Genomic DNA, 22,968 nt, shown 5'->3' with positions numbered 1-22,968 from the left:
TTGATGTTAATCGATACGCAAAAAATAGATAAACTGTCTTTAAGTGGTCAAATTGAGCTAATGGAAGCTGTGATGGGGGCTTTAGGTAAAAATCAACCTGACTTTAAATCTCCTGCTTGGCATTTAGATGAATTAGAAGCTCGCGCTCACGAGCTTAATGAACCTGAAAAATGGCTGAGTTTTGAAGAAGTTCATGAAACACTGAAGTCATGACTTTCACTATTCGCTTTGCACCTTCTGCACAAGAAGATTTGAAAAAAGCCAAGTCCTTCTACTCGCAGACAGATCCTGCTTTAGGTCAGTACTGCACTGATAGCTTAATGTTGGATATTGAACGCTTACGTTTTTTTGCTGGTACTCACCTTAAAATCCAAAAAAATTTTCGTATGGTTGCAAGAACTTTTCCATTTTCCATTTACTACCAGGTAAGAGGGGAACAAGTTTTAATCATAGCCGTACTGGACAATCGTCGTGATCCTGAGAATGACTTACAGCGACTTTCAAGTTATTAAATGCTTTCTGAAATAGACTTTAAACAAGTGGTACAAAACGCACCGCTGTTTGCCATTGATTTAGTCGTAATAAATGATAAAAATCAAATTCTAGTCGGCAAACGATTAAATTCTCCTGCAAAAGGCAGTTGGTTTGTGCCAGGTGGTAGAGTTTACAAAAATGAATCGTTAGAAAATGCTTTTAAACGTATTTCAAAAGCAGAATTAGGTTTTGAAGTAGAAAAACACCAGGCCTGGTTACTCGGTTTGTATGACCATTTTTACGATGATAGCTTCTTTAGCTCTGAAATATCAACACACTACATTAATGCCACACATGTTCTTAAACTTTCAAGTAAACAACTTAACTTACCCAAAGAGCAACACAATCATTATCAATGGATTGCAATCGATTCATTAAACGTGAACAATGACGTTCATCAATACAGTAAAATATTTTTACCCGAATTAAACAAGTGGATGAAAACCCATGATTAACATTATTTTATGCGGCGGTTCTGGAACACGCCTTTGGCCTTTGAGCCGTACTATGTTGCCTAAGCAATTTGTGCGTTTATTTAATAATCGCTCTTTGTTTCAAGATACGGTGTTAAGAAACCAGCCTGTATGTTCTCATGCATTTGTGGTGTCTAATAATGAGCAGTATTTTTTGGCGGTTGATCAGTTAGACCAAATATCAGAGATTGAGATCCCCGGGTCAAGCCCGAGGATGACGAGTGATTTTAGTCGTTCACAATTTTTATTAGAACCCGTTGGCCGTAATACCGCCCCTGCGATTGCGTTGGCGTGTATGGCGTTGGATTCTGACGATTTAGTGTTAGTCACCACTTCTGACCATTTAGTAAAAGATCAAGCCGCTTATGAAGCCGCAATTGCAGAGGCTAAAGCCTTAGCGGAACAAGGTCATTTAGTGACCTTTGGTATTAAACCGACTTACCCAGAAGTGGGCTTTGGTTATATTGAAGCCAATGGTCATGATGTTTTATCGTTTAAAGAAAAACCCGATGCTGATACTGCTCAATCTTATATTGACCAAGGTAACTATTATTGGAATTCTGGCATGTTTTGTTTTAAAGCGGGCGTGTTTTTGGACGAGCTTAAACAATATGCACCAGAGATGTACCAGGCCTGTGAAAATGCTTTAGATTCCCGTGTCAAGCACGAGAATGACGTAAAAGACAATACTACTAGCACCACCAACGTCATTACCCGACCTGATCGGGTAATCTTAGAACGTGAAATCCGCATTGATATGGATGCCATGAACGCCATACCAGAAGACAGTATTGATTATGCGGTAATGGAACAATCACAAAAGGTAAAAGTGGTGCCTTGTGATATGGGTTGGTCTGACCTGGGAAGTTTTGATGCGTTATATGATGAAGTAAAACAACCAGGCCTGCAAAATTCTGTTGTATCACGTTTAGATGATTCACCTGAACCGATTTGTGTTGATTCTACCAATAATTTAATTGTGGCTAGTGAACGCCAAATTGCTTTAGTAGATGTGGAAGATCTCTTAGTGGTGGATACTTCTGATGCGATTTTAATTTCTAAAAAAGGCAGTTCACAAAAGGTAAAAGCCGTTGTTGCTCAAATCAAAAAGAAAGATCCAGAATTAACGGAAATTCATCGCCTAGCTTTTCGTCCTTGGGGTTCTTATGAAGTCTTAGTAAACACCGAAGGCTATAAAGTAAAACGCATTATTGTGAAACCTGGTGGACGTTTATCGTTACAAAAACATTTTCACCGTAATGAACATTGGATAGTAGTTTCTGGTACCGCAACCGTTACGGTTGACGATAATCGTTGTTTAGTTAGACCCAATGAATCAACCTACATAAAAATGGGCCAAACCCACCGTTTAGAAAACGAAGGCAAAATCGATTTAGTCATGGTAGAAGTGCAAGTAGGCGAATACACTGGCGAAGATGATATTGTACGAATAGAAGATGTTTACGGACGATAAGCATTAAAGGAAAATAATGAAAGTATTGGTTGTTGGCGGTGCGGGTTATATTGGCTCTCACATGGTAAAAATGTTAGCTCAGTCTGGGCATGATGTGATTGTGTTAGACAACCTTTCTACTGGTTTTAGGCAGTCGGTTAAATATGGCAAACTGGTTGTGGGTGATTTGGCTGATATTCACCTTTTAGAAAACCTTTTTGCTGAACATGATTTTGACGGTGTTATGCATTTTGCTGCCAATAGTTTGGTGGGCGAATCTATGACTTTGCCTTCAAAATACTACCGTAATAATGTCGCCAATACCTTGAACCTGCTTGATGTGATGGTTCGTCATAATGTAAAACATTTTATATTTTCTTCTACCGCAGCGACTTTTGGCGAACCTGAGTATTCGCCCATTGACGAGAAGCATCCGCAAAACCCGATTAACCCTTATGGTTCTAGCAAGTTGATGGTTGAGCGAGTTTTAAAAGATTATGCCGATGCTTATGGTTTAAATTCAGTCTGTTTACGTTACTTTAATGCGTGTGGTGCTGACCCAGAAGGCGAAATTGGTGAGCTTCATGACCCTGAAACGCATCTTATACCGTTAATTTTGCAGGCCGCCTCTGGGCGTAGAAAATCAATCACCGTTTTTGGACGTGATTACGCCACCGATGATGGTACTTGTATTCGTGACTATATACATATTAACGACTTGTGTTCTGCTCATGCCTTAGCTCTAGAATTTATTCAGTCAGGCAAGGGTTTTGGTGCTTTGGCTTATAACTTAGGCAATGGACAAGGTTTCTCGGTGCAACAAGTGATTGATGCGGTGGTTAAAGTAGTCGCAAAAGATCGTTATAGCTTAACGGTTGAAGACGGCGAACGTAGAGCTGGCGACCCTGCTATTTTGGTAGCTGATGCAACTCAAGCTAAAAATTTACTCGGCTGGAAACCAAAATATGCTGATTTAGAAACGATTATTGAACATGCCTGGGCTTGGGAGAAACAAGTCTGTAATAGCAAATAATAAGATAAGGTAGGTGCGTTGTCATTACCCGATAACCCAACGACATTACTCGGCTTGATCGAGTAATCGAGTCGCAGCACCGTCATTATCGGACTTGCTCGGTTAATCGAGTCGCAGCACCGTCATTATCGGACTTGATCCGATAATCTCTCTTTGCCTTTTTAGATCCTCGGGGCAACCGCGAGAATGACGGTAGTGGTGAATCCTGGAGATGACTTATAAGATGTATTTCCCCTTTGCAAAAATTTTATTTTTTTACACTATCATTTAATTATATTCTTTACTTATTTTTACTAATTACTTATAACATCGTATGCTAAAATTTGGCTTTTACATCGATGTATATTTACGTTGTTAGTGAATTACTCAATTTCGTCTTCTGTATTCAATCAATTTAAGTGGGTTAGGAATGCTTCAAGGTACCACCGGATTACGGTCTAATGATAATGCGCCTGCAATTTTTCGCATATTTGATATCTCTATTTTGATAGTGACACTTATTATTATTGTTAGTCTGTACGGCCTAACTTTTGACAATAATTATGTAACGATTCTTACCCTTACTTTGGTATTTTTCTTATATTTAACCGAAGCCATGGGACTTTATCGTAAACTCCGTTTAGACCAATTTACTAAACGAGTAATGGTAATTTTTGCATCAACAACCTTAAGTTTTTTATTAGTTACCTCAACCTTATTCCTACTTAAAGAAAGTGAAACCTTCTCCCGTTTTGTTATTTTTAGTTGGTATATATTCTCTTTAATTAGCTTTATTAGTTGGCGAATCATTTATCGTCACACGAAAAGAAATTTATATAAACAAGGCATCAATTTAGAGTTAATGAAAAAAACGGGGGTCTGATACCATTATTTTTGTAAGGTATTTAGAAAGTCATCTATCAGCTTTTTTCTTAACTCAAAATTCATTCCTTTATGCGCACTAAGTAAGTTTTTTAATGGTGAAAATACCCCGCCATCAAGTCCATTTGTGGTGGTTGGGATTTGAAGCCGTTTGCGTTTTTGATAGGTAAATATAAATGCTATATTTGTTTTCAAACTTCGATAAGCGGATCTTACTCTACGATGTTTATAACTCCATCGATTTGAATGCTCATGAAATGTTTTTTCTTTTAAAAATGCTTCGTGTTTTGAAAACCATTCTTCCAACATTTCTTTAAATAAATCTTCGTCAACATATTGAATATATCCAGCGATTTCTTTTAAATCTTTTGCAGGCATTAGCTTGGGAATTTTTGTTAAATAACGGGTGATAGTCGCCTGTATGTGGAATAAACATAATTGAACAGGAATTCCTTCAAACGCTTGAATTAAGCCTCTTCGTCCATCCAGTACGACACCTTTTATATTGAATCCTTGATCCTCTAATTCTTGTTTTAAAACGATGTAATCTTGAATTGTTTCTGTTTGAATATAACGCCAGCAGAGTACCTTAGATGTGATGGCATCTTTAAACACAAGTACGCCAAACTTATCGATGCGTTTACCAAAAAAAGTCGCATCTGCAATGAGGATGATGTCACTTGGAATTGCGGTTGCTTTTGTTGGGGTATATTGTGAAATCCATGACCGAATAGTGGGGATGCTTACTTTGTATTTATCGGCCAAACATTGAAGTGTCTGTCTTTGATAGAAGTATTCCTTAAAGACTTTATCGATGTGTTTTTTAGGCTTTCGTTTGAGCTGGAATTTTGATTGGCAGACGTGACAAAAGTAACGCTGGATACCGTTACGCTTGCCTGCCTTTTTGGTTCTATTTGAGGTGCATTTAGGGCATTTTTTCGCAAACTTTTAAAACTCATTTTAAAACTTTACCTAAAAACCCTTTATTTTAAACAGGTTACATCTAAAAACAGACCCCTATTTTTTTCATTAACTCTCAATTTAAGAAAAGTAGCCATTATTGGTCTTAACCCTATTGGTCGTACATTGCTTAAAGAGGTTGAGAAATACCCTGAATTGGGTTTAGAGTTTGTCGGTTTTTACGATGACCGAAATCAAGAACGTTTAAAAGGCGATTTAAGCCAACTTAAAGGTAATGTAAATGATGCCTTAAAATTGGCTCAAGATGGTAGCTTAGACAGTGTTTATATTTGCATACCTTTAATAGCCGAAACCCGTATAGCACGCATTATTCACACTCTAAGTGATTCCACTGTAAATGTATTTATGGTGCCTGATTTTTTATTAAGCACCTTAATGCACGGAAATATTGGAACTCTAGGCAGCTTAGACACCATTAGTGTTTTTGAAGAACCACTCTCAGGCGGTAAGGAATTTTATAAACGCTCATTTGATATCTTGTTTAGTACAATGATTTTAGTTTTAATTTCACCGATTCTACTGGCGATTGCAATAGCCATTAAAGCAACCTCTAAAGGCCCTATTTTGTTTAAGCAAGATCGTTATGGATTAGATGGTAAAAAGATTGGCGTTCATAAGTTTAGATCTATGACCGTTATGGAAAATACCGATAAAGTAACTCAAGCAACCAAAAATGATACCCGTATTACCAAAGTGGGTGCTTTTTTACGTAAAACCTCTTTAGATGAACTGCCACAATTTTATGATGTATTAATCGGCAGAATGTCAGTCGTTGGCCCTCGCCCTCATGCCGTTTCTCATAACGAAGAATACCGTAAATTAGTTGATTACTACATGCTTAGACACAAAGTAAAACCAGGCATAACCGGTTGGGCTCAAATCAACGGTTGGCGTGGCGAAACGGACACCATTGAAAAAATGGAAAAGCGCATAGAATACGATTTACAGTACATTCGCAACTGGTCATTATGGTGGGATATAAAAATCGTATTTATCACCGTTTTTAAAGGCTTTATTAATAAAAACGCCTATTAATTAGCGATGCATGCTTTAGATCCCCGGGTCAAGCCCGAGGATGACGGTGTGAGATTGACTATCACCAGGATGACGAAAGAATCGTCATTGCGAGCCCTTAGGCGTGGCAATCTCTTCACAGGTTGTCATTACCCAATAATCCAACGTCATTACCCGACTCGATCGGGTAATCTCCCTGCAGGTCGTCATTATCTGACTTGGTCCGATAATCTTCCTTTGCCGTTTTAGATCTCCGGGGCAAGCCCGAGGATGACAAATAAAAAACGTTATTACTCAGTAAGCAACGACTCTTACTATTCGATTCCCATCTAAATCTTTCATTATTCATGCCGAAATCTAACAACGTAATTATTAACAAACCCTGTTTTGCTTATAAAATAGTTGTACAATAAACAGAACAACTAAACACTTAAATAAGAGAAATACCATGCAACAAGTAACCTTTAGTGATGCAAGATCCCACTTTAAAGAAGTCTGTTCTCGTGCGGTTGATGATCAAGATGCTTTATTGGTAACCCGTAGGGATGCAGAAAATGTGGTGTTAATGCCACAGTCCTTGTTTGAATCATGGCAAGAAACGATTTATTTACTTAAATCACCAGCTAATGCTGACATGCTTGCTAGGTCTATTGAGCAACACCAAAAAGGCCAAACCTTAAAGCATGAATTAGTCAAAACTGATGAAGCTTGAATGGACTCAAATTGCCTGGGAGCAATATGTATATTGGCAAGGTCAAGATAAAAAAACTTTGAAACGTATTAATAGATTAATACAAGAGGTTTTAAGAGCCCCATTTGAGGGTATTGGTAAGCCAGAACCATTAAAAGAAAATTTAACGGGCTATTGGTCAAGGCGTATAGACGATTCTCATCGTCTTGTTTATTTTGTAGACATTGAAAGAGTAACGATTATTGCTTGCCGATACCATTATTAATCACCTAAACGCTTAACAATCGCCCCCCCAAATGTCATTGCCCGACACTCCACACACATTAGCCAACACCTAACGTCATTACCCGACTCGATCGGGTAATCTTTTTCAACTTACGTCACTACTCGACACCCCTGCGTCATTATCGGACTTGATCCGATAATCTCGCTTTGCCGTTTTAGATCCCCGGGTCAAGCTCGAGGATGACAGTAGATGTTGGTATGAGGATGACGATAGGTATTGATACAAGGGTGACGGTGATTATTGGCACTAGGATGTCGGTTGGAAATTATCTGCCTAAGACATCAAGACGGTAATTGGTTTGCCATTACTCAACTTAATTGGGTAATCTTAATTTTTACTATACAATTACCAGGCCTGGTCATTTCTCTTTCCCTTTTCAGAGACCTTTGCACGAGTGAGGTGCGAATTAAAAATTGACGTAAGTACCCCTTGAGGGTAAAAAATTCCGCAGATTTTAGTCAAAAAATACACATAATAGCGAGCTATTGGGCGTATTTTTTGGCTGGAAGATGTGGGGTTTTAGCCATTTTTAAACGTAGATACACTCGTTCAAAGGTCTCTTTTAGTAGGCTTTAATGTGCACTTTCTATATCGTATTCGCTACTTTTTGTTTTTAGTTTGTTTAGCTATATTGCTTTACGGTATTTTGCGCCCTGAAAGCCCACCAAATTTATTTGCTTATTCAGATAAATACCAACATTTTATTGCCTTTTTTGGCTTTAGTTTAGTCACCCGTTTTGCGTTTTGTAATAAAGGTATTTGGTTAGTTTGGATTGCACTGTTTTTAAGTGCACCAGGCCTGGAATATTTGCAGCATTATTTACAAGCTAGCCGTGAATTTAGTATGGGTGATATGTTGGGGAATTTTAGTGGTGTTTTAACTGCATTTATTCTTTGGAAGTTGCTTTTAAAACGGCATTTTAACCGCTGTTTAAAAAATGTATAACCACTGATTAACCATTGTACAAAGCCTATTATTTAACATATAGCAAACCAGCAACTTTAAAAAACATAGGTTTTTAGATAATTTGTTTTCTTTGTTTTTTATTTTTATGCGTATTGGCTAAAACGGCAATGGCGGCTACAACAACGTAAGTCATGGCATTGGCTGGGATTTGTAAATTAAAGTCCGAAGCGGAGTGAATAATAATGGCTATCATCGCCATAGCGGCTCCAAACCCAATACCACTGCGGTAGTTGGATTGTTTGTTTTTTAAGGCTCTAAACGCTTGGTATAAAGCGATGAGTGTAAATATCACCAGTGGCAAGCTGCCAATAATTCCGTATTCTACCCAAAACTGAATATAGTCATTGTGCGCCTTGTCAAAATGACCACCAAAATTTGGCCCTGCGTGACTCATAAAGACAACTTCAAAACTGCCAGCACCGTGCCCTATCCACGGCTTTTCTTCAGCCAATGGTATTGAATTGGTAAATGCCAGGCCTCGTAAATCGTTTATATCAAAAACTAATTTACCATCGGCTTCTTGGCTTACGCTGACTTCTGTATTAACTAACCTGTCTTTTAGGCGTTCTAAACCAAAGTATTGGCTGATAACAATCATGTCGATAATGATAAAACTGACGAGTAACACACTATTGCGCAGGCGATGTTCTTTGGTGATTAATATAAAGATACTGCCGACAATAATTAAACTACTAAAAAAGCCTGCATTTCCCATTCGGGATTGGGTCATCACTAGACCAATAACCATAATCACTAATGCGAGTCGTAATTTAGTTTTTGGCCCTAATAACAGTTCAATAATATTGTGCCAACGAAAAGCTTTTCCATCTCTTAAAGCCAACATTAAGCCAATACCTAAGCCAATGGTCATCTCTAAATAACCGGCTAAATGGTTACGGTTTACAAAGGTTCCGGTGGCTTTGCCTAGGTAGTGTTCTTTGGGAATACCAAACAGCCATTCAACTTGAGAGAGCACCATTGATGCGCCCCAAAAAGCTTGCAAAGCCCCACTGGCGATTAAGACACTAATTAATACGGTTAAGCGTTTACGGGTGTTAAATAGACTAATAACCATTAAGAAGAGTAAGGTGTAACTAATGCCTAACATAAGGTATTGAAAGGTTTCACCAGGCCTGGCAGAAAGGTCAAACACCCACTGAAAACCCACCCAAACTTGAGTAAGAACCAACATAAGCAACATGACCAGGCCTGGTAATTTTAGTTTTTTGTTTGAAGCTTGGTTTCTAAATAACTGAATTGCCCATAAAAAAGCAAAAACACCCACCCACAAAATAAGTAACGAGGCCGACCAATCACGGTTACTGCCTAAAGGCAAAGGTGCCCAAACCATTAACGCCAAAAGCCCTGCAACAATAAAACGTTCTAATTTTGACTTTTCAACGGGTTCTATATGTGGCATTAATCTGTTTTCCAGAGGGCTAGAGAATTTAAAAAGATTAATTATTGTAAATGATTGAGATTTTTACGTAACAAAAACAACCAACAACTTCATAAAATCCATTAATCGAAGCTTTTACAGCTTTAAGCAAATCCTAAATTTATCTTGTATTCACAATGAAAAATATGCTCAAAATGTAAAAACAAGCATTAATATTACCAGGCCTGGTAAAAATTAAGTATGGATTATCAGGCCAAGCAAAGATGGTGGTTGGTTTATCATTACTCGACAACCAACGTCATTACCCAACCCCCAACGTCATTGCCCGACTTGATCGGGTAATCTCCCTGCAGGTCGTCATTATCGGACTTGATCCGATAATCTCTCTTTGCCTTATGAGATCCCCTGGTCAAGCCTGGGGATGACATGGGAGGTTCGTCATTACTCGACAACCAACGTCATTACCCGACTTGATCGGGTAATCTCCCAGTAGGTCGTCATTATCGGATTTGATCCGATAATCTCGCTTTGCCGTTTTAGATCCCCGGGTCAAGCCCGAGGATGACGGTGGTTATTTGGGTTTTTATACTAAATCAAAAAGCTTTGTACGAGTGAAGTGCGAATTAACAATGTGAACAATACGAATAATAATGAACTATTGGGCGTATTTTTTAGCTGAAAGATATGGGTGTTTAGCCATTTTTAACCGTAGATGCACTCGTGCAAAAATCTCTATACCGCTGTTCTACGCACGTATTGGTTATTGGCAATTAATGCTCCAATCACTAAACTTGCGCCTATCAGTTCGGCCAGGCTAAAGTGGTGGCCGTAAAACACGCCAATGATAAATGCGGTAATCGGTACAAAGTTAATAAATAGCACGCCATTTACAGCACCGATTAATTTAATGCCTATATTCCAGCTTAATACAGCCAATACGCCTCCAAAGACAATTAAATAGAACAGTGACCAATGCAAATCAATCATCGTTGCTAACGTAGGAACTTGCAGAGTACCTAGCACAGTTAATATCAAAGTCACTGCACCTACAGATAATGACCCTAATACACTGGTAATGGTTGTGTAGCGTAACGGCGACCAATTGCCAAACCACTGAGCGCCCATCGTATAACCCACCCAACATAAAGCACCCACTAAAAACAATGAATCCCATAAAGCAGTACCTTTAGAAAATGCGTGGCTAATATGCCCTTCTGTAATCACTAAAAATACACCCAAAAAAGCGGTTATTAAGGTGATTAGGGTAAAAAGTTTGGGTTTTTGTCCTTTTAAAAGCCAAGTTAACAATAGAGCCAACATGGGCTGTAACGCCATAATTACCGCACCATGTTCTGGTTGAGAATGCATTAAGGCGCTGAACGCCAATAAATTAAAGCCTGCAAACCCTAAAAAGCCCAAAAACAAAAGTTTTAAAAATTGACCATCCAGTTTTAAGGCTTTAAGCCCTTCAAACCCAATAAGCATAACAACAAAAATAACCGCCACTGCGCCATAACGAATAAGCGTCATGTAATACGGATCCATAAAATCCAAAACATGCTTAGCAACTGGAAACATACCGCCCCAAAACATGGTTGCCATTAACAAAAGAACAATCGCCAACCCAAGTTGATTACTTGCCATTATTTTCTTATTCCTTTTTAGATTTTTTAGTTTTTTACCAAACTCAACTGTTTAATTAATTGCATACCAAGACGTACCGTTAAACCGCTTGATGTTGCGGCTACTCCGGCTTTTTCTGCAATGGTTCCTAAGAATTTATGGCTAATTTCTTTAACCAGTTGTTCGGCCAGTGCATCTGTTGCGTTTTGTAGTAATACGTTTTGCCACATCATGGTGAGCAGTTTGATATTGCCCAACACACCTGGTCTTACACCGTAGAGCTGGCTTATTAATCGCAAAACTCTTAAATTGGTCCAAAGCAAGGTTAGCGTTTGAATGAACTCATTTGGACTTATAAAGGTAACGCCACCAGAGCGCATAGCTTCTTGTTTAAGGATTTCTTTGGCTTTTCTAATTAGCGGTTCTTCTACATTGCTTATGTACATATCGATAACATCATCGTTGTTGTGATGTACTTGTATACTGGCAAAAAACCGCTGGTTAAATGAGGTGGCCGTTTGGCTTTTATGTTGCGATTTTGCATGTTCTTTTAGTTTTTCTTTGGTGACTTTTAGGTTGTTTTGTTGTCTTAATTCTTCTAAGTGTAAAGTTTGCCCTAACTGTTTTAAGCTAAAAAAACCTAATACTTCTTTTGTAATGCCATAGCCAATTAAGGCAATAAATCCTACTGAACTCACCCCCATTAAAATGGCTAACGATGGACTACTTTTATAGGCTTCTAATACAGTTGTGCCTAAGGCGTAGCCGTTAAACAGTAAAAAGCTCATTGCTGCAAAAAATAACAACCAAAAAACCCAGGATATTTTTAGTTTTACTGGTGCAACATCTTCACCATTATTTTTGGTTAAACCTTGATCTGAAGAGCTGTTTTTTAAAGCGTCTAAATTTAGATCGGCTGAATCTTTTTGGTTTATAGAGCCAATATTGTAGAAATCAATATCGGCTTTAGTGTCCGTTGATTTTATATTATCTGTCATCTTTTAGACCACTCATCATATACTCCAATAACCGATCAATGTTCTGACTGGCTAGGATTTGTTGTTTAAACTCTTTAGAAGGTACAGGGTTTGGCGTGATGTATTTTTCGCCTTGCTGAAGTTCACTCATTTTTGCGGGTAGCGGTTCAACCGCAAAGAAACGAGGTTCGTTATTTTTATTAAGATAGATGACTTTACCTGGGTACTTATCATCTTCTTTAGTCACTCTAATTGAGGACAGTAAAAAATGGTTAAAGGTAATGTCTTGTTCTTCAAATTTAGACCGTGCGCCTGAACTGACGTCTTTTAATAAAGACAGTAAATTTTGATTTTGTGCGCTAGGTACCAAATCGACTTTTGTAGCGACAAAGGCGACTTTGGTCATAACCGATTTACCCAACATTTTTTGAAACCAAGTTTGACCATTAATAAAGGTGCCCGCTAAATTACTTAACGATTCTTTAAGCTGCATAAGGTGCTGGCGACTGTGTCTTAGACCTTCAAATAAATCGACTAAGATAACTTGGCTGTCAAAATCACTAAAATATTTTTGTTTAAGTTGTTCTAACCAGGTGACTTGATAAGCACTGTAATTGGCGCTCATTATTTTCATCCACGGGTGTTTTAAATCACAGGTTATTTTTGCTGGAAGTGGTACAAAACCATGTTTTTGCCAGTTATACGGTGTTTTATCGAGTAAATAACCGCCTGGTTGCAACATAGAAATACCCGCTGCCTTTGCTTGTACTAAATAGTCTCGATAGCGTAAGACAAGTTCTTTAACCAATGCTTCAGTTGGTTGTAAATCAAAATTATATGTCTCTAAAAATTTTAGCCATTCTGCAGCCAACGTTTTTTGTGGTTCTGTGGTTTGCTGAGCCGTAACTTTATGACACCATTGTTCAAAAGTTAAATCTAACATGGGTAAATCGGTTAACCATTCGCCAGGATAATCATAAAATCGAAAGCGCGTAATTTGATGTGAGCGGCCTAAAAGTTTTTTTAATCTTGCTGGTTGTTTAGAGGTGACTTTAAGTTCAAAACCATAAATTTGATCTGTCGCAGTTGGCCATTTTTGGTTTTCTAAGGCATCAATACAATCCGAAATAGGAAATAACGCCTCACCCAATATAGGTAATATGTCAAACGACACAATGGAATCCATTGGTAAACTTTTTAATAGCGGTAAGGTATAAGAGCCGCCTGATTTAACCTGAGCACGTTCATTTAATTGAATAATTAAAGAAGTAAATAGCATAGACTTACCACTACGGCTTAAGCCTGTAATGGCAATTTTGTGAATATCGGTGGCTATTTTTTGCTCAATAAAATCTCCTACAACTTTTGAACCTGATTCGATTTTATTAAAGGTATTTGTAAAAAATTGTTTCATAAACAGTACACTACTCATTCTAGACTTGGAGCGCTTTTTTAGCGGAAAACACAGAAAAACGATATCGTATTCATGACAATATCCTAACTTCTCTGGCTTTTGCTGTTCTACATCTGAACATATTAACGTTATAATCTCCTCACTTACTCATTTTTTTTAATCATTTAGACAGATAAATATGGCACCTAAACAACCACAAAGCTTAGATTTACACATTGGGAAAATTATTAATAATGCCCGAAAAAACCAAAACCTAACCATTGCTGATATTGCCCAGCAGTCTGGCATCAGTAGAGGTATGTTGAGTAAAATCGAAAACGGTCAAGTTTCGCCTAGTTTAGATTCTTTACAAAAAATATCTCGCGCTCTAGGTGTGCCTATATCAGCATTTTTTAAAGAGTTTGATAATGAAGAGAGCCAAGCACAATTAGTTAGAGCTAATGAAAAGCTAGAAGTTGTGCGCAGAGGCACTAAAGTTGGCCACACCTACCATTTATTAGCTTACAACAATGGCCCACATAAAACATTTGAACCATTTCTTATTTCATTAGATAACAAAAGTGAAGTCTTTCCTTCTTTTAGCCACGAAGGAACGGTGTTTATGTATTTGCTTGATGGTGAAATGGTTTATCGTCACGGAAAAAAAACCTATCATATGAAACCGGGTGATTCATTAACTTATGATGCAACCATTTCTCATGGACCTGAAGAGCTAATTGAAGTTCCTCTACGTTTTCTAAACATTACTCTTTACAACCAATCTGCACCAGAATAGAAAAAACACACTCACATCAAGGTGCAACTTTTATTCCTGTTAGGAATAAAATTGCGCTTTTTTTCTATAACCTACTGATTTTTAGTAATTTTTAATTACTGGTATTAAACTTCCTTTATTCTCCCCGGTATTTGTTCCATACCACCTTGAATCAAGCTATTTACGATTAATGGCTTGGTTCATTCTCATTTTGTTTGTCTTATTACTTAGGGGTCGCTACATGAAATTAATCAAAGCGGTCATAAATCCTTACAAGCTGGATAGCGTACGCGAAGCTCTTACCGAGTTTGGAGCATTTGGGCTTACCGTTACAGAAGCTAAAGGTTATGGTCGTCAAAAAGGTCATCAAGAAATATATAGAGGGGCGGAATATCAAATTAATTTTGTGCCCAAAGTTTTACTAGAAATTGCAGTATCAGATGACGTTTTAACAGGCGTTATCGACGTAATAATAAATAGTGCTCAAACTGGAAAAGTTGGAGATGGGAAACTTTTTGTTTTGCCATTAGAACAAGTCATTCGAATCCGCACCGATGAATCAGGTGATGTTGCATTATAGTTTTTAAAGATGGAGTAGATTATGGAAGGGAATTTTTTACAACTATCCTATGCATTGGATACGTTTTATTTTTTAATGAGTACTGTACTTGTAATGTGGATGGCCGCCGGCTTTGCCATGTTAGAAGCTGGGTTAGTTCGCAGTAAAAACACAGTTGAAATTTTAACAAAGAACGCGTTACTGTACAGCGTTGCTTGTAGTGTATATTTACTTGTTGGTTACAACGTAATGTACCCTGCCGAAGCAATTAATGCTTACCTACCGAACCTAAGCTTTTTATTAGGTGCTGACAATACGGTTGAAGCGGTTATTGCGGGTGGCGAAGACGCTCCATATTATTCAGCCATGTCTGACTTTATTTTCCAAGCCGTGTTTGCAGCAGCAACCATGTCAATTGTGTCTGGTGCGATTGCTGAAAGAATGAAGCTTTGGCCTTTCTTGATATTTGCGGTGGTTATGACTGCTGTAATTTATCCTGTTGAAGGTTACTGGAAATGGGGTGGAGGTTGGTTAGACCAACTTGGATTCCAAGATTTTGCAGGTTCTGTTGTTGTTCACATGGCTGGTGCTGCAGCGGCTTTAGCAGCTGTCATTATGGTAGGCGCTCGTAAAGGTAAATACGGACCAAAAGGACAAGTTAATCCAATACCTGGTGCTAACTTACCAATGGCAACATTAGGTATGTTTATTTTATGGATGGGTTGGTTCGGATTTAACGGTGGTTCAGAATTAATGGTTTCAAACGTGACTGAAGCCAATGCCGTTGCTTCAATTTTTGTAAACACTAACGCCGCTGCTGCCGCAGGTATGATTGCTGCCGCTTTGCTTAGTAAATTTATGTTTGGTAAAACAGACTTAACAATGGTTTTAAACGGTGCTTTAGCAGGTCTTGTTGCTATTACAGCTGAACCGCTTGCTCCAACACCTGGTCTAGCTATGTTCATTGGTGCTGTGGGTGGTTTAGTGGTTGTAGTCTCTGTTGTGATGATGGATAAACTAAAATTAGATGATCCAGTAGGTGCTATCTCTGTTCATGGTACTGCGGGTATCTGGGGTATCTTTGCGGTATTGTTCAGTAACTCTGATGCAACGTTCATGGGTCAGTTAATTGGAACCTTGGCAACTTTTGCTTGGATGTTTATTGCTTCAATGATTGTCTTGTATATCATTAAGAAAACAGTTGGTCTTCGCCCTACGGAAGAAGAAGAACAAGAAGGTATGGATTGGGAAGAATGCGGTATGGAAGCCTACCCAGAATTTACTCAAAAGTAATTTCTACCTTACCTTAGAGACCTTTGCGTTCCATACGTGCAAAGATCTCTTTTATAAAAAGGCCGCAATGAAAGCGGCCTTTTTTATTACTCATAATTCCTAAGACATAAGTTAGTTTGCTATTTAAGGATAACAATCATGAAAATTAGAGCGGCTGAACGCAAAGATATTCCAGAGATGATTCAGTTACTAAAAGATTTATTTGAAATAGAAGTTGATTTTGAGTTTTCGCCAGAGAAACACCACGCTGGATTATCCGCTATTATTATGGATAAAAATTGCGGTGCTGTTGTTGCTGAAAATGATCATAAAAACATTGTTGGTATGTGTATGGCGCAATGGGTTATCTCTACCGCAACCGGTCAAAAATCGGCCTGGATGGAGGATTTAATTGTTGCTCATGAATATCGTGGCAAAGGGATAGGAAAGCAATTAATCGAATCAATTCAGGGATGGGCGATAGAACAAGGTTGCAATAGAATTCAACTTGTCTATGACCTTGCTAACCAACCTGCCATTACGTTTTATGAAAAGGCAAAATTTAATCACACTCAACTGGGAGTTTTTAGCAAACCTTTATAAATTTTTAGGCAAAAAAATAGCCCATTTAAAGGCTATTTAATTCTAGGAAACTAGGTTTAGTTTAACAATTGTTTACTTTGTTTTTGTAATAAAATCGAGCATTTTTTCTAGCTGATTTTGAGCCTGCGCCACTTTTTTATCTACATCTACAAACATTTGTTCTGGGGTGTGAACAAACTCGCCTTGAACCATCTGTTCACCAATTTCATCCACCCAATCTTGAATAATTTCAGGCGTTACTTCAGGATGACATTGCAATCCAATGACCTTCTCACCATATTGAAAACCTTGATTTTCACAGGCCTGGCTTTTCATTATAGGTTCCGCTCCAGTAGGCAAAGCAAAGGTTTCTCCGTGCCAGTTAAAAATTGGCATTTGTTCAGGAAACTGAAATATTTTTTTATTTGATGTACTGTTTGAAACAGTATGCCAACCAATTTCAGTCTCTTTATTTAAGGTTACCGCTGCACCCAATGCATTAGCAATCAGTTGACCGCCTAAACAAAGGCCTAATATAGGCATGTCTAACAATAAAGCTTCTTTGACAAATTGTTTCTCCGGAACTAGCCATGGATACTCCTCTTCATCATTTACACTCATCGGGCCACCCAATAAAACAATTAAATCAAACGTTTTAGGGTCAGGAAAAACAGTAGATTCGTATAAATTAAGATACACAACCTCCGCTTGTTTTTTTTGCAGCCAAGCGGTCATATTCCCTTCTTTTTCAAAAACGGCATGTTTAACAATAAGAACTTTCACAATATATCCTTTAATCTGAGCGCTTTGCATAAACAATGAATTCAGGCAAAGTTCTTTATACACAAAAGCAAAAAAGCCGTATTCAAAATTGAATACGACTCCTTGAAAACAAACTAATAACCATTGTTTTATTTAATGCTTAAACCCCTTCACGACGCTCACATGACTTAAGCGTGTTTTCGAGCAAAGTCGCAATAGTCATAGGACCAACACCACCAGGCACGGGAGTAACATGTCCTGCCACATTGATTGCATTTTTATCAACATCTCCGGTTAGAGAACCATCCTCTAAACGGTTGATACCAACGTCCAATACAATTGCACCAGGTTTAATCCATTCTGCTGGTATAAAGTTTGGCTTGCCAACGGCTGTGACAAGTATATCTGCCATACCCACATGTAATTTGAGATCTTCAGTAAAACGGTGACAAACGGTTGTCGTTGCCCCAGCTAACAAAAGTTCTAATGACATAGGGCGCCCTACAATATTAGACGCTCCAACAATCACCGCATGTTTACCTTTTGCAGATAATCCGTAATGGTTTAGCAAACTCATACAGCCAAATGGCGTACAAGGTCTTAACGTTGGCATTCGCACGGTTAAACGCCCAATATTATATGGATGAAAACCATCCACATCTTTATCAGGGTGTATCGCTTCAATTACCGTTTCAGTATCAATATGATCTGGTATCGGTAATTGAACTAAAATACCATCAATAGAAGAATCTTCATTTAATTGTTTTATTAAATCCAATAACTCTGTTTGTGTTGCGGTATTTGGCCAATGCCAAGCTTTAGAAACCAAGCCTGCTTGTTCGCAGGCTCGTTTTTTACTATTTACATAAACAGCTGATGCCGGGTCTTCACCAATTAAAATAACCGCTAGACCAGGAGCTCTTAACCCCTGTGACTTGCGCATTTCAACTGTATTTGCCACCCTTTCTCTTATGGACTTAGCAACTAACTTGCCGTCAATAATTTGTGCAGTCATGATCTTATGAGTACCCTTGTTTACCTGGAATCCAATCTGTACCTGCTAAAGGCACACCTGCCATAGCCGCAGCTTCGACATTTAAGGCTACCAAATCTTCAGGCTCTAAATTGTGTAAATGAGATTTACCACACGCTCTTGCTAGCGTTTGAGCTTCTAACGTTAGTACGTGTAGGAAATTTGCTAAACGACGTCCAGCATCAACGGGATCTAAACGCGCAGCTAGCTCTTCATTTTGAGTCGAGATACCCGCTGGGCATTTACCGTCTTGATAGTCATCATAGTATCCAGCAGCAGAACCAATTTTTTTGTATTCTTCATCCCATTTAGGATGGTTACACCCTAAAGCGACAAGTGCTGCAGTACCAATGGCTACCGCATCAGCGCCTAATGCCATACATTTAGCTACGTCAGCACCACTACGAATACCACCCGAAACAATTAACTGTACTTTACGGTGCATACCCATTTCTTGTAATGCACGAACCGCTTGCGGAAGCGCTGCCATAGTTGGGATACCAACGTGTTCAATAAACACATCTTGCGTTGCTGCTGTACCACCTTGCATACCATCTAATACAATGACGTCTGCCCCAGCTTTTACAGCCAGTTTTACATCATAATAAGTACGAGTTGCACCGATTTTAATGTAAATAGGTACTTCCCAATCTGTGATTTCACGCAGTTCTTGAATTTTAATGGCTAAATCATCTGGTCCAGTCCAGTCAGGGTGACGACAAGCACTACGTTGGTCAATTCCTTTTGGTAGGTTACGCATATAGGCTACTCGGTCAGAAATCTTTTGACCTAATAACATACCACCACCACCTGGTTTTGCACCTTGTCCAAGTACGACTTCAATGGCATCGGCTTTACGTAAATCATCTGGGTTCATGCCGTAACGAGAAGGTAAGTACTGATACACAAGCGTTTTTGATGTTTTACGCTCTTCAGGCGTCATACCACCATCACCTGATGTCGTTGACGTACCTGCAATGTTTGCTCCGCGACCCAATGCTTCTTTTGCATTGGCCGATAAAGCACCAAAACTCATACCTGCAATGGTGACAACCGTATCTAATTTGATTGGCTTTTTAGCAAAACGGGTACCTAAAGTCACATCCGTTCCACATTTTTCACGATACCCTTCTAATGGGTAACGTGACATACTTGCACCTAAGAACAGTAAATCATCAAAATGCGGTACTTTTCTTTTAGCACCAAATCCACGGATATCATAAATCCCGGTATCTGCTGCACGTTGAATTTCATTAATCACATCTCGGCTAAACGTGGCCGATTCTCTCAAACCTGGTTGTTTATCAGTCATGATAGACTCCTTATTCTTTGTATTTAGTATGCTGAAGCGTTGTCGACTTTAAAGGTATAGAGCTGGCGAGCAGAACCATAACGAGTAAAGTCTTCAGGTTTATCATCAAAACCTGCTTCAGTTAATAAGGCTTGCAGTTCTTCAATATGCTCTGCACGCATCTCTTTTTGAATGCAGTCAGCACCTAGAGAAGCCACTTTACCTTTTACATATAGATGTGCTTCATAAAGTGAATCACCCAAGGCTTCACCTGCGTCACCACAAATAACCATGCAACCAGACTGCCCCATAAAAGCACTCATATGGCCAACAGAACCTTTAACAACAATATTGACACCTTTCATGGAAATACCACAACGAGCGGCAGCATCACCTTCAACAACTAGCATTCCACCATGTGCAGTTGCCGCAGCAGATTGACTAGCGTTACCCTTTACATGAACCTTTCCTGACATCATGTTTTCTGCAACACCTTGACCAACGTTACCGTTAATTGTGACGTTAGCATGCTGGTTCATACCTGCGCAGTAGTAACCTGCATGACCTTTCATTTCAACATTTACTGGAGCATTAAGGCCCACACATAAATTATGATCCCCACTGATTCCTTCGACTACAACAGATTCAGTAGAAGATTCAGGCAAATTATGAAGTGCTTGATTTAACTCTCTTACACTTTGTTCTTTTAGATTAAATTTCATAGTATTTCCTTTAACTTAAACCTTAAATGTTTACTCTTTACCCCAGTAATACACTTTGCCTGGATCAGGCTCCCAAAGTTTGGCATTTTCGATGCCTGGTAATGTTGATAAAGCATGGTATTCAGAAGCCATTGCAACGTAATCATCTGTTTCTGCAATAATGGCTGGCTTACAAGCAATAGGATCTCGAACCACTGCAAAACCATCTTTTGTACCAACAGTAAATGTAAAGAACCCGTCTAAATCATCAATTGCACTTTCTAAGGCTTGCTTAACCGTGTCACCTTCTTGTAATCTCCAAGTTAGGTATCCGGCGGCGACTTCAGAGTCATTTTCTGTTTCAAAAGTAATGCCTTTGGCTTTTAACTCTTCTCTTAAACGGTTGTGGTTTGAAAGTGAGCCGTTATGTACTAAACATAAGTCCATACCGGTTGTAAAAGGATGAGATCCTTCCATGCTTACACCACTTTCTGTTGCCATTCTTGTATGACCAATGATGTGAGAACCTTTCATGCCTTTTAAGTTAAATTTCTTAACAATTTCTTCTGGCAGGCCAATTGATTTTAGGATTTCAATAGATAAACCCACGCTCATAATTTTGACATCTGGAGCATACTCGGTAATGGCTTCTCTCACTAAAGCTTCATCACCTTTCATCTTAAACACAGCAGCATTGGCATTATGAAGAACAGAAACAGAAGTATTAAAATCTTCTTCTAAATGTCCTGCTAAGTTGTGCCAAGGGTAGTCTTCATCTTCATGTTGAAGCGTAACTTTAACCATATCTTGTTCTACTTCGTCACCGTAAATAGCAAAACCTGCGCTATCTGGACCACGGTCTGTCATGGCAATTAACATAGGTTCAAACAACTCACCTAGTTGATTTTCCATATTTTTATTTTTAAGGTATAAACCTACAATTCCGCACATAATTTTTTCTCCTTAAAAGAATTCCACATAACGGTTAATTTCCCAATCTGATACATGTCTTTGGTATTCAACCCATTCCATGCGTTTTATATCTATAAATTCTTTAACAAACTCGTCACCAAACTGCTCATGAAATACAGTACTATTTTCTAATGCCGTTACCGCTTCGCCCAGTGACTGTGGTAATGTTTCAATCCCTAAATCAGCAAGTTCTTCTAATGACAATGCATAGTGATTGATATTTTTAGGTGTACCTGGATCTAATTTTTTCTCTATTCCGTCTAAACCAGCAGCAATAATGGCGGCTGTTACTAAATAGGTGTTTGAACCAGAATCTGGCAATCTAAACTCTATACGACCTTTTGGAATACGTAACATCGCCGTACGGTTGTTATCACCGTAACTAATAAACGCAGGTGCCCATGTAGCACCAGACAATGAACGCCCAACTACAAGTCTTTTATATGAGTTAACGGTAGGTGCTGAAAAGGCACACAATGCTTTAGCGTGGTGAATAAGGCCACCCATAAAGTGATACGCCATCTCAGATAATCCAAGATCTTTTTCATCACTATCATCAGCAAATAAGTTTGTACCGTTTTCATCTGTCACAGATAGGTGATAGTGAAAACCGTTACCTGTTCTACCTGAGCTTGGTTTAGGCATAAATGAACAGGTCATTCCCATTTCATTAGCAATTTCACTGCCTGCCATTTTTACAAAAGTAATTCGGTCTGCTGATGTTTTAGCGTCGCTGTAGGTGTAGTTAATTTCAAACTGACCATTTGCGTCTTCATGGTCAATTTGGTAAACATCAAAACCAACCTGTTGTAATGAATCTACAAACTTTTCTAGAAACTGACGTGAACGAGACATACCTTTGTAGTCATAGCATGGTTTTTCTAAGGTATCTGAATCATCAAATGGAATCATCTGCCCTGTTTCGTCTTTTTTTAGTAAGTTAAACTCTGGCTCAATACCGGTATTAAGTGTCCAACCTTTAGCGCTCAGTCTTTCAATTTGCTTTAACATAATATGGCGCGAATCAAATGCATAAGGTTCGCCATTTACATGGCCTGTACAAGCTATTCGAGCGTAACCTGGTTGCCAAGGCACTAAAGATAATGTACTTAAATCCCCTTTTGCAATGTAATCACTCTGATGAGGTTCTAACCCTAATCCCCAAACTGCAAAACCTGCAAAACCTGCACCACTATTCACAACATCTTCTAAACAATGAACAGGAACTGATTTGGTTTTAGCTACACCATGAATATCAACAAATTGCGCTAAAATATATTTAACGTCATTATCTTTAAGTAGTTTTTTTGCTTCTTCTAAAGTCATTTGGGCACTC

At 38.6% G+C, this 22,968-nt stretch carries 24 protein-coding genes and 1 pseudogene; 14 read left to right on the top strand and 11 right to left on the bottom strand.

Going from position 1 to position 22,968, the window contains the following annotated elements; all coding sequences use genetic code 11:
* The first annotated feature begins 3 nt into the window (after positions 1–3).
* From ACYQ0E_RS01660 to ACYQ0E_RS01635, 6 genes are all read left to right on the top strand, one after another.
* The gene (locus ACYQ0E_RS01660) at positions 4–213 is read left to right on the top strand and encodes an addiction module protein (protein ID WP_460186519.1); all 210 of its coding nucleotides are present in this window, start codon (positions 4–6) and stop codon (positions 211–213) included.
* Positions 210–512 carry a type II toxin-antitoxin system RelE/ParE family toxin gene (locus tag ACYQ0E_RS01655; protein ID WP_460186518.1) on the top strand — a complete coding sequence of 101 codons (303 nt, stop codon included), beginning with the start codon at positions 210–212 and terminating at the stop codon, positions 510–512. The genes ACYQ0E_RS01660 and ACYQ0E_RS01655 overlap by 4 nt, the downstream gene beginning before the upstream one ends.
* Positions 513–989 (top strand): GDP-mannose mannosyl hydrolase, encoded by a 477-nt coding sequence (locus ACYQ0E_RS01650; RefSeq protein ID WP_460186517.1) that lies wholly within the window; start codon positions 513–515, stop codon positions 987–989.
* On the top strand, positions 982–2,481 hold the full coding sequence (locus tag ACYQ0E_RS01645) for a mannose-1-phosphate guanylyltransferase/mannose-6-phosphate isomerase (RefSeq protein WP_460186516.1): 1,500 nt from the start codon (positions 982–984) through the stop codon (positions 2,479–2,481). The genes ACYQ0E_RS01650 and ACYQ0E_RS01645 overlap by 8 nt, the downstream gene beginning before the upstream one ends.
* A gap of 16 nt (positions 2,482–2,497) precedes the next feature.
* The gene (galE, locus tag ACYQ0E_RS01640) at positions 2,498–3,493 is read left to right on the top strand and encodes a UDP-glucose 4-epimerase GalE (protein WP_460186515.1); all 996 of its coding nucleotides are present in this window, start codon (positions 2,498–2,500) and stop codon (positions 3,491–3,493) included.
* A gap of 409 nt (positions 3,494–3,902) precedes the next feature.
* Positions 3,903–4,355: a hypothetical protein gene (locus tag ACYQ0E_RS01635; RefSeq protein ID WP_460186514.1), complete on the top strand. Its 453-nt coding sequence runs from the start codon at positions 3,903–3,905 to the stop codon at positions 4,353–4,355.
* A gap of 5 nt (positions 4,356–4,360) precedes the next feature.
* Here the strand turns inward: ACYQ0E_RS01635 and ACYQ0E_RS01630 are convergent.
* Positions 4,361–5,278 (bottom strand): annotated as a pseudogene (locus ACYQ0E_RS01630) (IS256 family transposase, variant Zn-binding type); the annotation flags it as partial.
* Between the two features lie 33 nt (positions 5,279–5,311).
* Between ACYQ0E_RS01630 and ACYQ0E_RS01625 the strand changes: the two are divergent.
* The 4 genes from ACYQ0E_RS01625 to ACYQ0E_RS01610 all read left to right on the top strand — a co-directional run bounded on the left by ACYQ0E_RS01625 (position 5,312) and on the right by ACYQ0E_RS01610 (position 8,272).
* Positions 5,312–6,370, top strand: coding sequence for an undecaprenyl-phosphate glucose phosphotransferase (locus tag ACYQ0E_RS01625; RefSeq protein WP_460188686.1), 1,059 nt, complete (start codon positions 5,312–5,314; stop codon positions 6,368–6,370).
* 427 nt (positions 6,371–6,797) lie between these two features.
* Positions 6,798–7,061: a type II toxin-antitoxin system Phd/YefM family antitoxin gene (locus tag ACYQ0E_RS01620; RefSeq protein WP_460186513.1), complete on the top strand. Its 264-nt coding sequence runs from the start codon at positions 6,798–6,800 to the stop codon at positions 7,059–7,061.
* On the top strand, positions 7,051–7,305 hold the full coding sequence (locus tag ACYQ0E_RS01615) for a Txe/YoeB family addiction module toxin (RefSeq protein ID WP_460186512.1): 255 nt from the start codon (positions 7,051–7,053) through the stop codon (positions 7,303–7,305). Before ACYQ0E_RS01620 ends, ACYQ0E_RS01615 begins: the two co-directional genes overlap by 11 nt.
* A 598-nt stretch (positions 7,306–7,903) precedes the next feature.
* Positions 7,904–8,272 (top strand): VanZ family protein, encoded by a 369-nt coding sequence (locus ACYQ0E_RS01610; protein ID WP_460186511.1) that lies wholly within the window; start codon positions 7,904–7,906, stop codon positions 8,270–8,272.
* 73 nt (positions 8,273–8,345) lie between these two features.
* Here the strand turns inward: ACYQ0E_RS01610 and ACYQ0E_RS01605 are convergent, their stop codons facing one another.
* The 4 genes from ACYQ0E_RS01605 to ACYQ0E_RS01590 form a co-directional block, all read right to left on the bottom strand.
* Complete coding sequence (locus ACYQ0E_RS01605; protein WP_460186510.1) at positions 8,346–9,713, bottom strand: O-antigen ligase family protein; 1,368 nt, start codon at positions 9,711–9,713, stop codon at positions 8,346–8,348.
* Between the two features lie 711 nt (positions 9,714–10,424).
* Positions 10,425–11,336: a DMT family transporter gene (locus ACYQ0E_RS01600; protein WP_460186509.1), complete on the bottom strand. Its 912-nt coding sequence runs from the start codon at positions 11,334–11,336 to the stop codon at positions 10,425–10,427.
* 26 nt (positions 11,337–11,362) lie between these two features.
* Positions 11,363–12,313 (bottom strand): DUF697 domain-containing protein, encoded by a 951-nt coding sequence (locus tag ACYQ0E_RS01595; protein ID WP_460186508.1) that lies wholly within the window; start codon positions 12,311–12,313, stop codon positions 11,363–11,365.
* Entirely contained in the window at positions 12,303–13,706 is a 1,404-nt protein-coding gene (locus ACYQ0E_RS01590) for a YcjX family protein (RefSeq protein ID WP_460186507.1), read from the bottom strand. The genes ACYQ0E_RS01595 and ACYQ0E_RS01590 overlap by 11 nt, the downstream gene beginning before the upstream one ends.
* Positions 13,707–13,884: 178 nt before the next feature.
* Between ACYQ0E_RS01590 and ACYQ0E_RS01585 the strand changes: the two genes are divergently transcribed.
* The 4 genes from ACYQ0E_RS01585 to ACYQ0E_RS01570 all read left to right on the top strand — a co-directional run bounded on the left by ACYQ0E_RS01585 (position 13,885) and on the right by ACYQ0E_RS01570 (position 16,894).
* Positions 13,885–14,481: a helix-turn-helix domain-containing protein gene (locus ACYQ0E_RS01585; protein ID WP_460186506.1), complete on the top strand. Its 597-nt coding sequence runs from the start codon at positions 13,885–13,887 to the stop codon at positions 14,479–14,481.
* Positions 14,482–14,701: 220 nt separating this feature from the next.
* A complete protein-coding gene (locus ACYQ0E_RS01580) occupies positions 14,702–15,040 on the top strand; it encodes a P-II family nitrogen regulator (protein ID WP_460186505.1) in 339 nt (112 codons plus the stop codon).
* Between the two features lie 21 nt (positions 15,041–15,061).
* A complete protein-coding gene (locus ACYQ0E_RS01575; RefSeq protein WP_460186504.1) occupies positions 15,062–16,312 on the top strand; it encodes an ammonium transporter in 1,251 nt (416 codons plus the stop codon).
* 138 nt (positions 16,313–16,450) lie between these two features.
* Entirely contained in the window at positions 16,451–16,894 is a 444-nt protein-coding gene (locus ACYQ0E_RS01570) for a GNAT family N-acetyltransferase (RefSeq protein ID WP_460186503.1), read from the top strand.
* A gap of 72 nt (positions 16,895–16,966) precedes the next feature.
* Here the strand turns inward: ACYQ0E_RS01570 and ACYQ0E_RS01565 are convergent, their stop codons facing one another.
* From ACYQ0E_RS01565 to glnT, 6 genes are all read right to left on the bottom strand, one after another.
* Positions 16,967–17,656 carry a type 1 glutamine amidotransferase gene (locus tag ACYQ0E_RS01565; RefSeq protein WP_460186502.1) on the bottom strand — a complete coding sequence of 230 codons (690 nt, stop codon included), beginning with the start codon at positions 17,654–17,656 and terminating at the stop codon, positions 16,967–16,969.
* 139 nt (positions 17,657–17,795) lie between these two features.
* Positions 17,796–18,650, bottom strand: coding sequence for a bifunctional methylenetetrahydrofolate dehydrogenase/methenyltetrahydrofolate cyclohydrolase FolD (gene folD / locus ACYQ0E_RS01560; RefSeq protein ID WP_460186501.1), 855 nt, complete (start codon positions 18,648–18,650; stop codon positions 17,796–17,798).
* A 4-nt stretch (positions 18,651–18,654) separates the two neighbouring features.
* A complete protein-coding gene (locus ACYQ0E_RS01555) occupies positions 18,655–19,980 on the bottom strand; it encodes an FMN-binding glutamate synthase family protein (protein ID WP_460186500.1) in 1,326 nt (441 codons plus the stop codon).
* A 23-nt stretch (positions 19,981–20,003) separates the two neighbouring features.
* Positions 20,004–20,681, bottom strand: a complete 678-nt coding sequence (locus tag ACYQ0E_RS01550; RefSeq protein ID WP_460186499.1) for a GltB/FmdC/FwdC-like GXGXG domain-containing protein — start codon at positions 20,679–20,681, stop codon at positions 20,004–20,006.
* Between the two features lie 30 nt (positions 20,682–20,711).
* Positions 20,712–21,611 carry a class II glutamine amidotransferase gene (locus ACYQ0E_RS01545; RefSeq protein WP_460186498.1) on the bottom strand — a complete coding sequence of 300 codons (900 nt, stop codon included), beginning with the start codon at positions 21,609–21,611 and terminating at the stop codon, positions 20,712–20,714.
* Positions 21,612–21,623: 12 nt separating this feature from the next.
* Positions 21,624–22,958: a type III glutamate--ammonia ligase gene (glnT, locus tag ACYQ0E_RS01540; protein ID WP_460186497.1), complete on the bottom strand. Its 1,335-nt coding sequence runs from the start codon at positions 22,956–22,958 to the stop codon at positions 21,624–21,626.
* Positions 22,959–22,968 lie beyond the last annotated feature (10 nt).

It is taken from the genome of Thiomicrorhabdus hydrogeniphila, assembly GCF_054656895.1.
The sequence above is the reverse complement of the archived record's forward strand: the minus strand, read 5'-3'. Positions and strand labels throughout refer to the sequence as shown.

Excerpts from the sequence above, each read along its gene's own strand:
- ACYQ0E_RS01660 (WP_460186519.1), top strand. The coding sequence starts at position 4 with ATGTTAATCGATACGCAAAAAATAGATAAACTGTCTTTAAGTGGTCAA.
- ACYQ0E_RS01655 (WP_460186518.1), top strand. The coding sequence starts at position 210 with ATGACTTTCACTATTCGCTTTGCACCTTCTGCACAAGAAGATTTGAAA.
- ACYQ0E_RS01650 (WP_460186517.1), top strand. The coding sequence starts at position 513 with ATGCTTTCTGAAATAGACTTTAAACAAGTGGTACAAAACGCACCGCTG.
- ACYQ0E_RS01645 (WP_460186516.1), top strand. The coding sequence starts at position 982 with ATGATTAACATTATTTTATGCGGCGGTTCTGGAACACGCCTTTGGCCT.
- galE (WP_460186515.1), top strand. The coding sequence starts at position 2,498 with ATGAAAGTATTGGTTGTTGGCGGTGCGGGTTATATTGGCTCTCACATG.
- ACYQ0E_RS01635 (WP_460186514.1), top strand. The coding sequence starts at position 3,903 with ATGCTTCAAGGTACCACCGGATTACGGTCTAATGATAATGCGCCTGCA.
- ACYQ0E_RS01620 (WP_460186513.1), top strand. The coding sequence starts at position 6,798 with ATGCAACAAGTAACCTTTAGTGATGCAAGATCCCACTTTAAAGAAGTC.
- ACYQ0E_RS01615 (WP_460186512.1), top strand. The coding sequence starts at position 7,051 with ATGAAGCTTGAATGGACTCAAATTGCCTGGGAGCAATATGTATATTGG.
- ACYQ0E_RS01605 (WP_460186510.1), bottom strand. The coding sequence starts at position 9,713 with ATGCCACATATAGAACCCGTTGAAAAGTCAAAATTAGAACGTTTTATT.
- ACYQ0E_RS01600 (WP_460186509.1), bottom strand. The coding sequence starts at position 11,336 with ATGGCAAGTAATCAACTTGGGTTGGCGATTGTTCTTTTGTTAATGGCA.
- ACYQ0E_RS01595 (WP_460186508.1), bottom strand. The coding sequence starts at position 12,313 with ATGACAGATAATATAAAATCAACGGACACTAAAGCCGATATTGATTTC.
- ACYQ0E_RS01590 (WP_460186507.1), bottom strand. The coding sequence starts at position 13,706 with ATGAAACAATTTTTTACAAATACCTTTAATAAAATCGAATCAGGTTCA.
- ACYQ0E_RS01585 (WP_460186506.1), top strand. The coding sequence starts at position 13,885 with ATGGCACCTAAACAACCACAAAGCTTAGATTTACACATTGGGAAAATT.
- ACYQ0E_RS01580 (WP_460186505.1), top strand. The coding sequence starts at position 14,702 with ATGAAATTAATCAAAGCGGTCATAAATCCTTACAAGCTGGATAGCGTA.
- ACYQ0E_RS01575 (WP_460186504.1), top strand. The coding sequence starts at position 15,062 with ATGGAAGGGAATTTTTTACAACTATCCTATGCATTGGATACGTTTTAT.
- ACYQ0E_RS01570 (WP_460186503.1), top strand. The coding sequence starts at position 16,451 with ATGAAAATTAGAGCGGCTGAACGCAAAGATATTCCAGAGATGATTCAG.
- folD (WP_460186501.1), bottom strand. The coding sequence starts at position 18,650 with ATGACTGCACAAATTATTGACGGCAAGTTAGTTGCTAAGTCCATAAGA.
- ACYQ0E_RS01555 (WP_460186500.1), bottom strand. The coding sequence starts at position 19,980 with ATGACTGATAAACAACCAGGTTTGAGAGAATCGGCCACGTTTAGCCGA.
- ACYQ0E_RS01550 (WP_460186499.1), bottom strand. The coding sequence starts at position 20,681 with ATGAAATTTAATCTAAAAGAACAAAGTGTAAGAGAGTTAAATCAAGCA.
- ACYQ0E_RS01545 (WP_460186498.1), bottom strand. The coding sequence starts at position 21,611 with ATGTGCGGAATTGTAGGTTTATACCTTAAAAATAAAAATATGGAAAAT.
- glnT (WP_460186497.1), bottom strand. The coding sequence starts at position 22,958 with ATGACTTTAGAAGAAGCAAAAAAACTACTTAAAGATAATGACGTTAAA.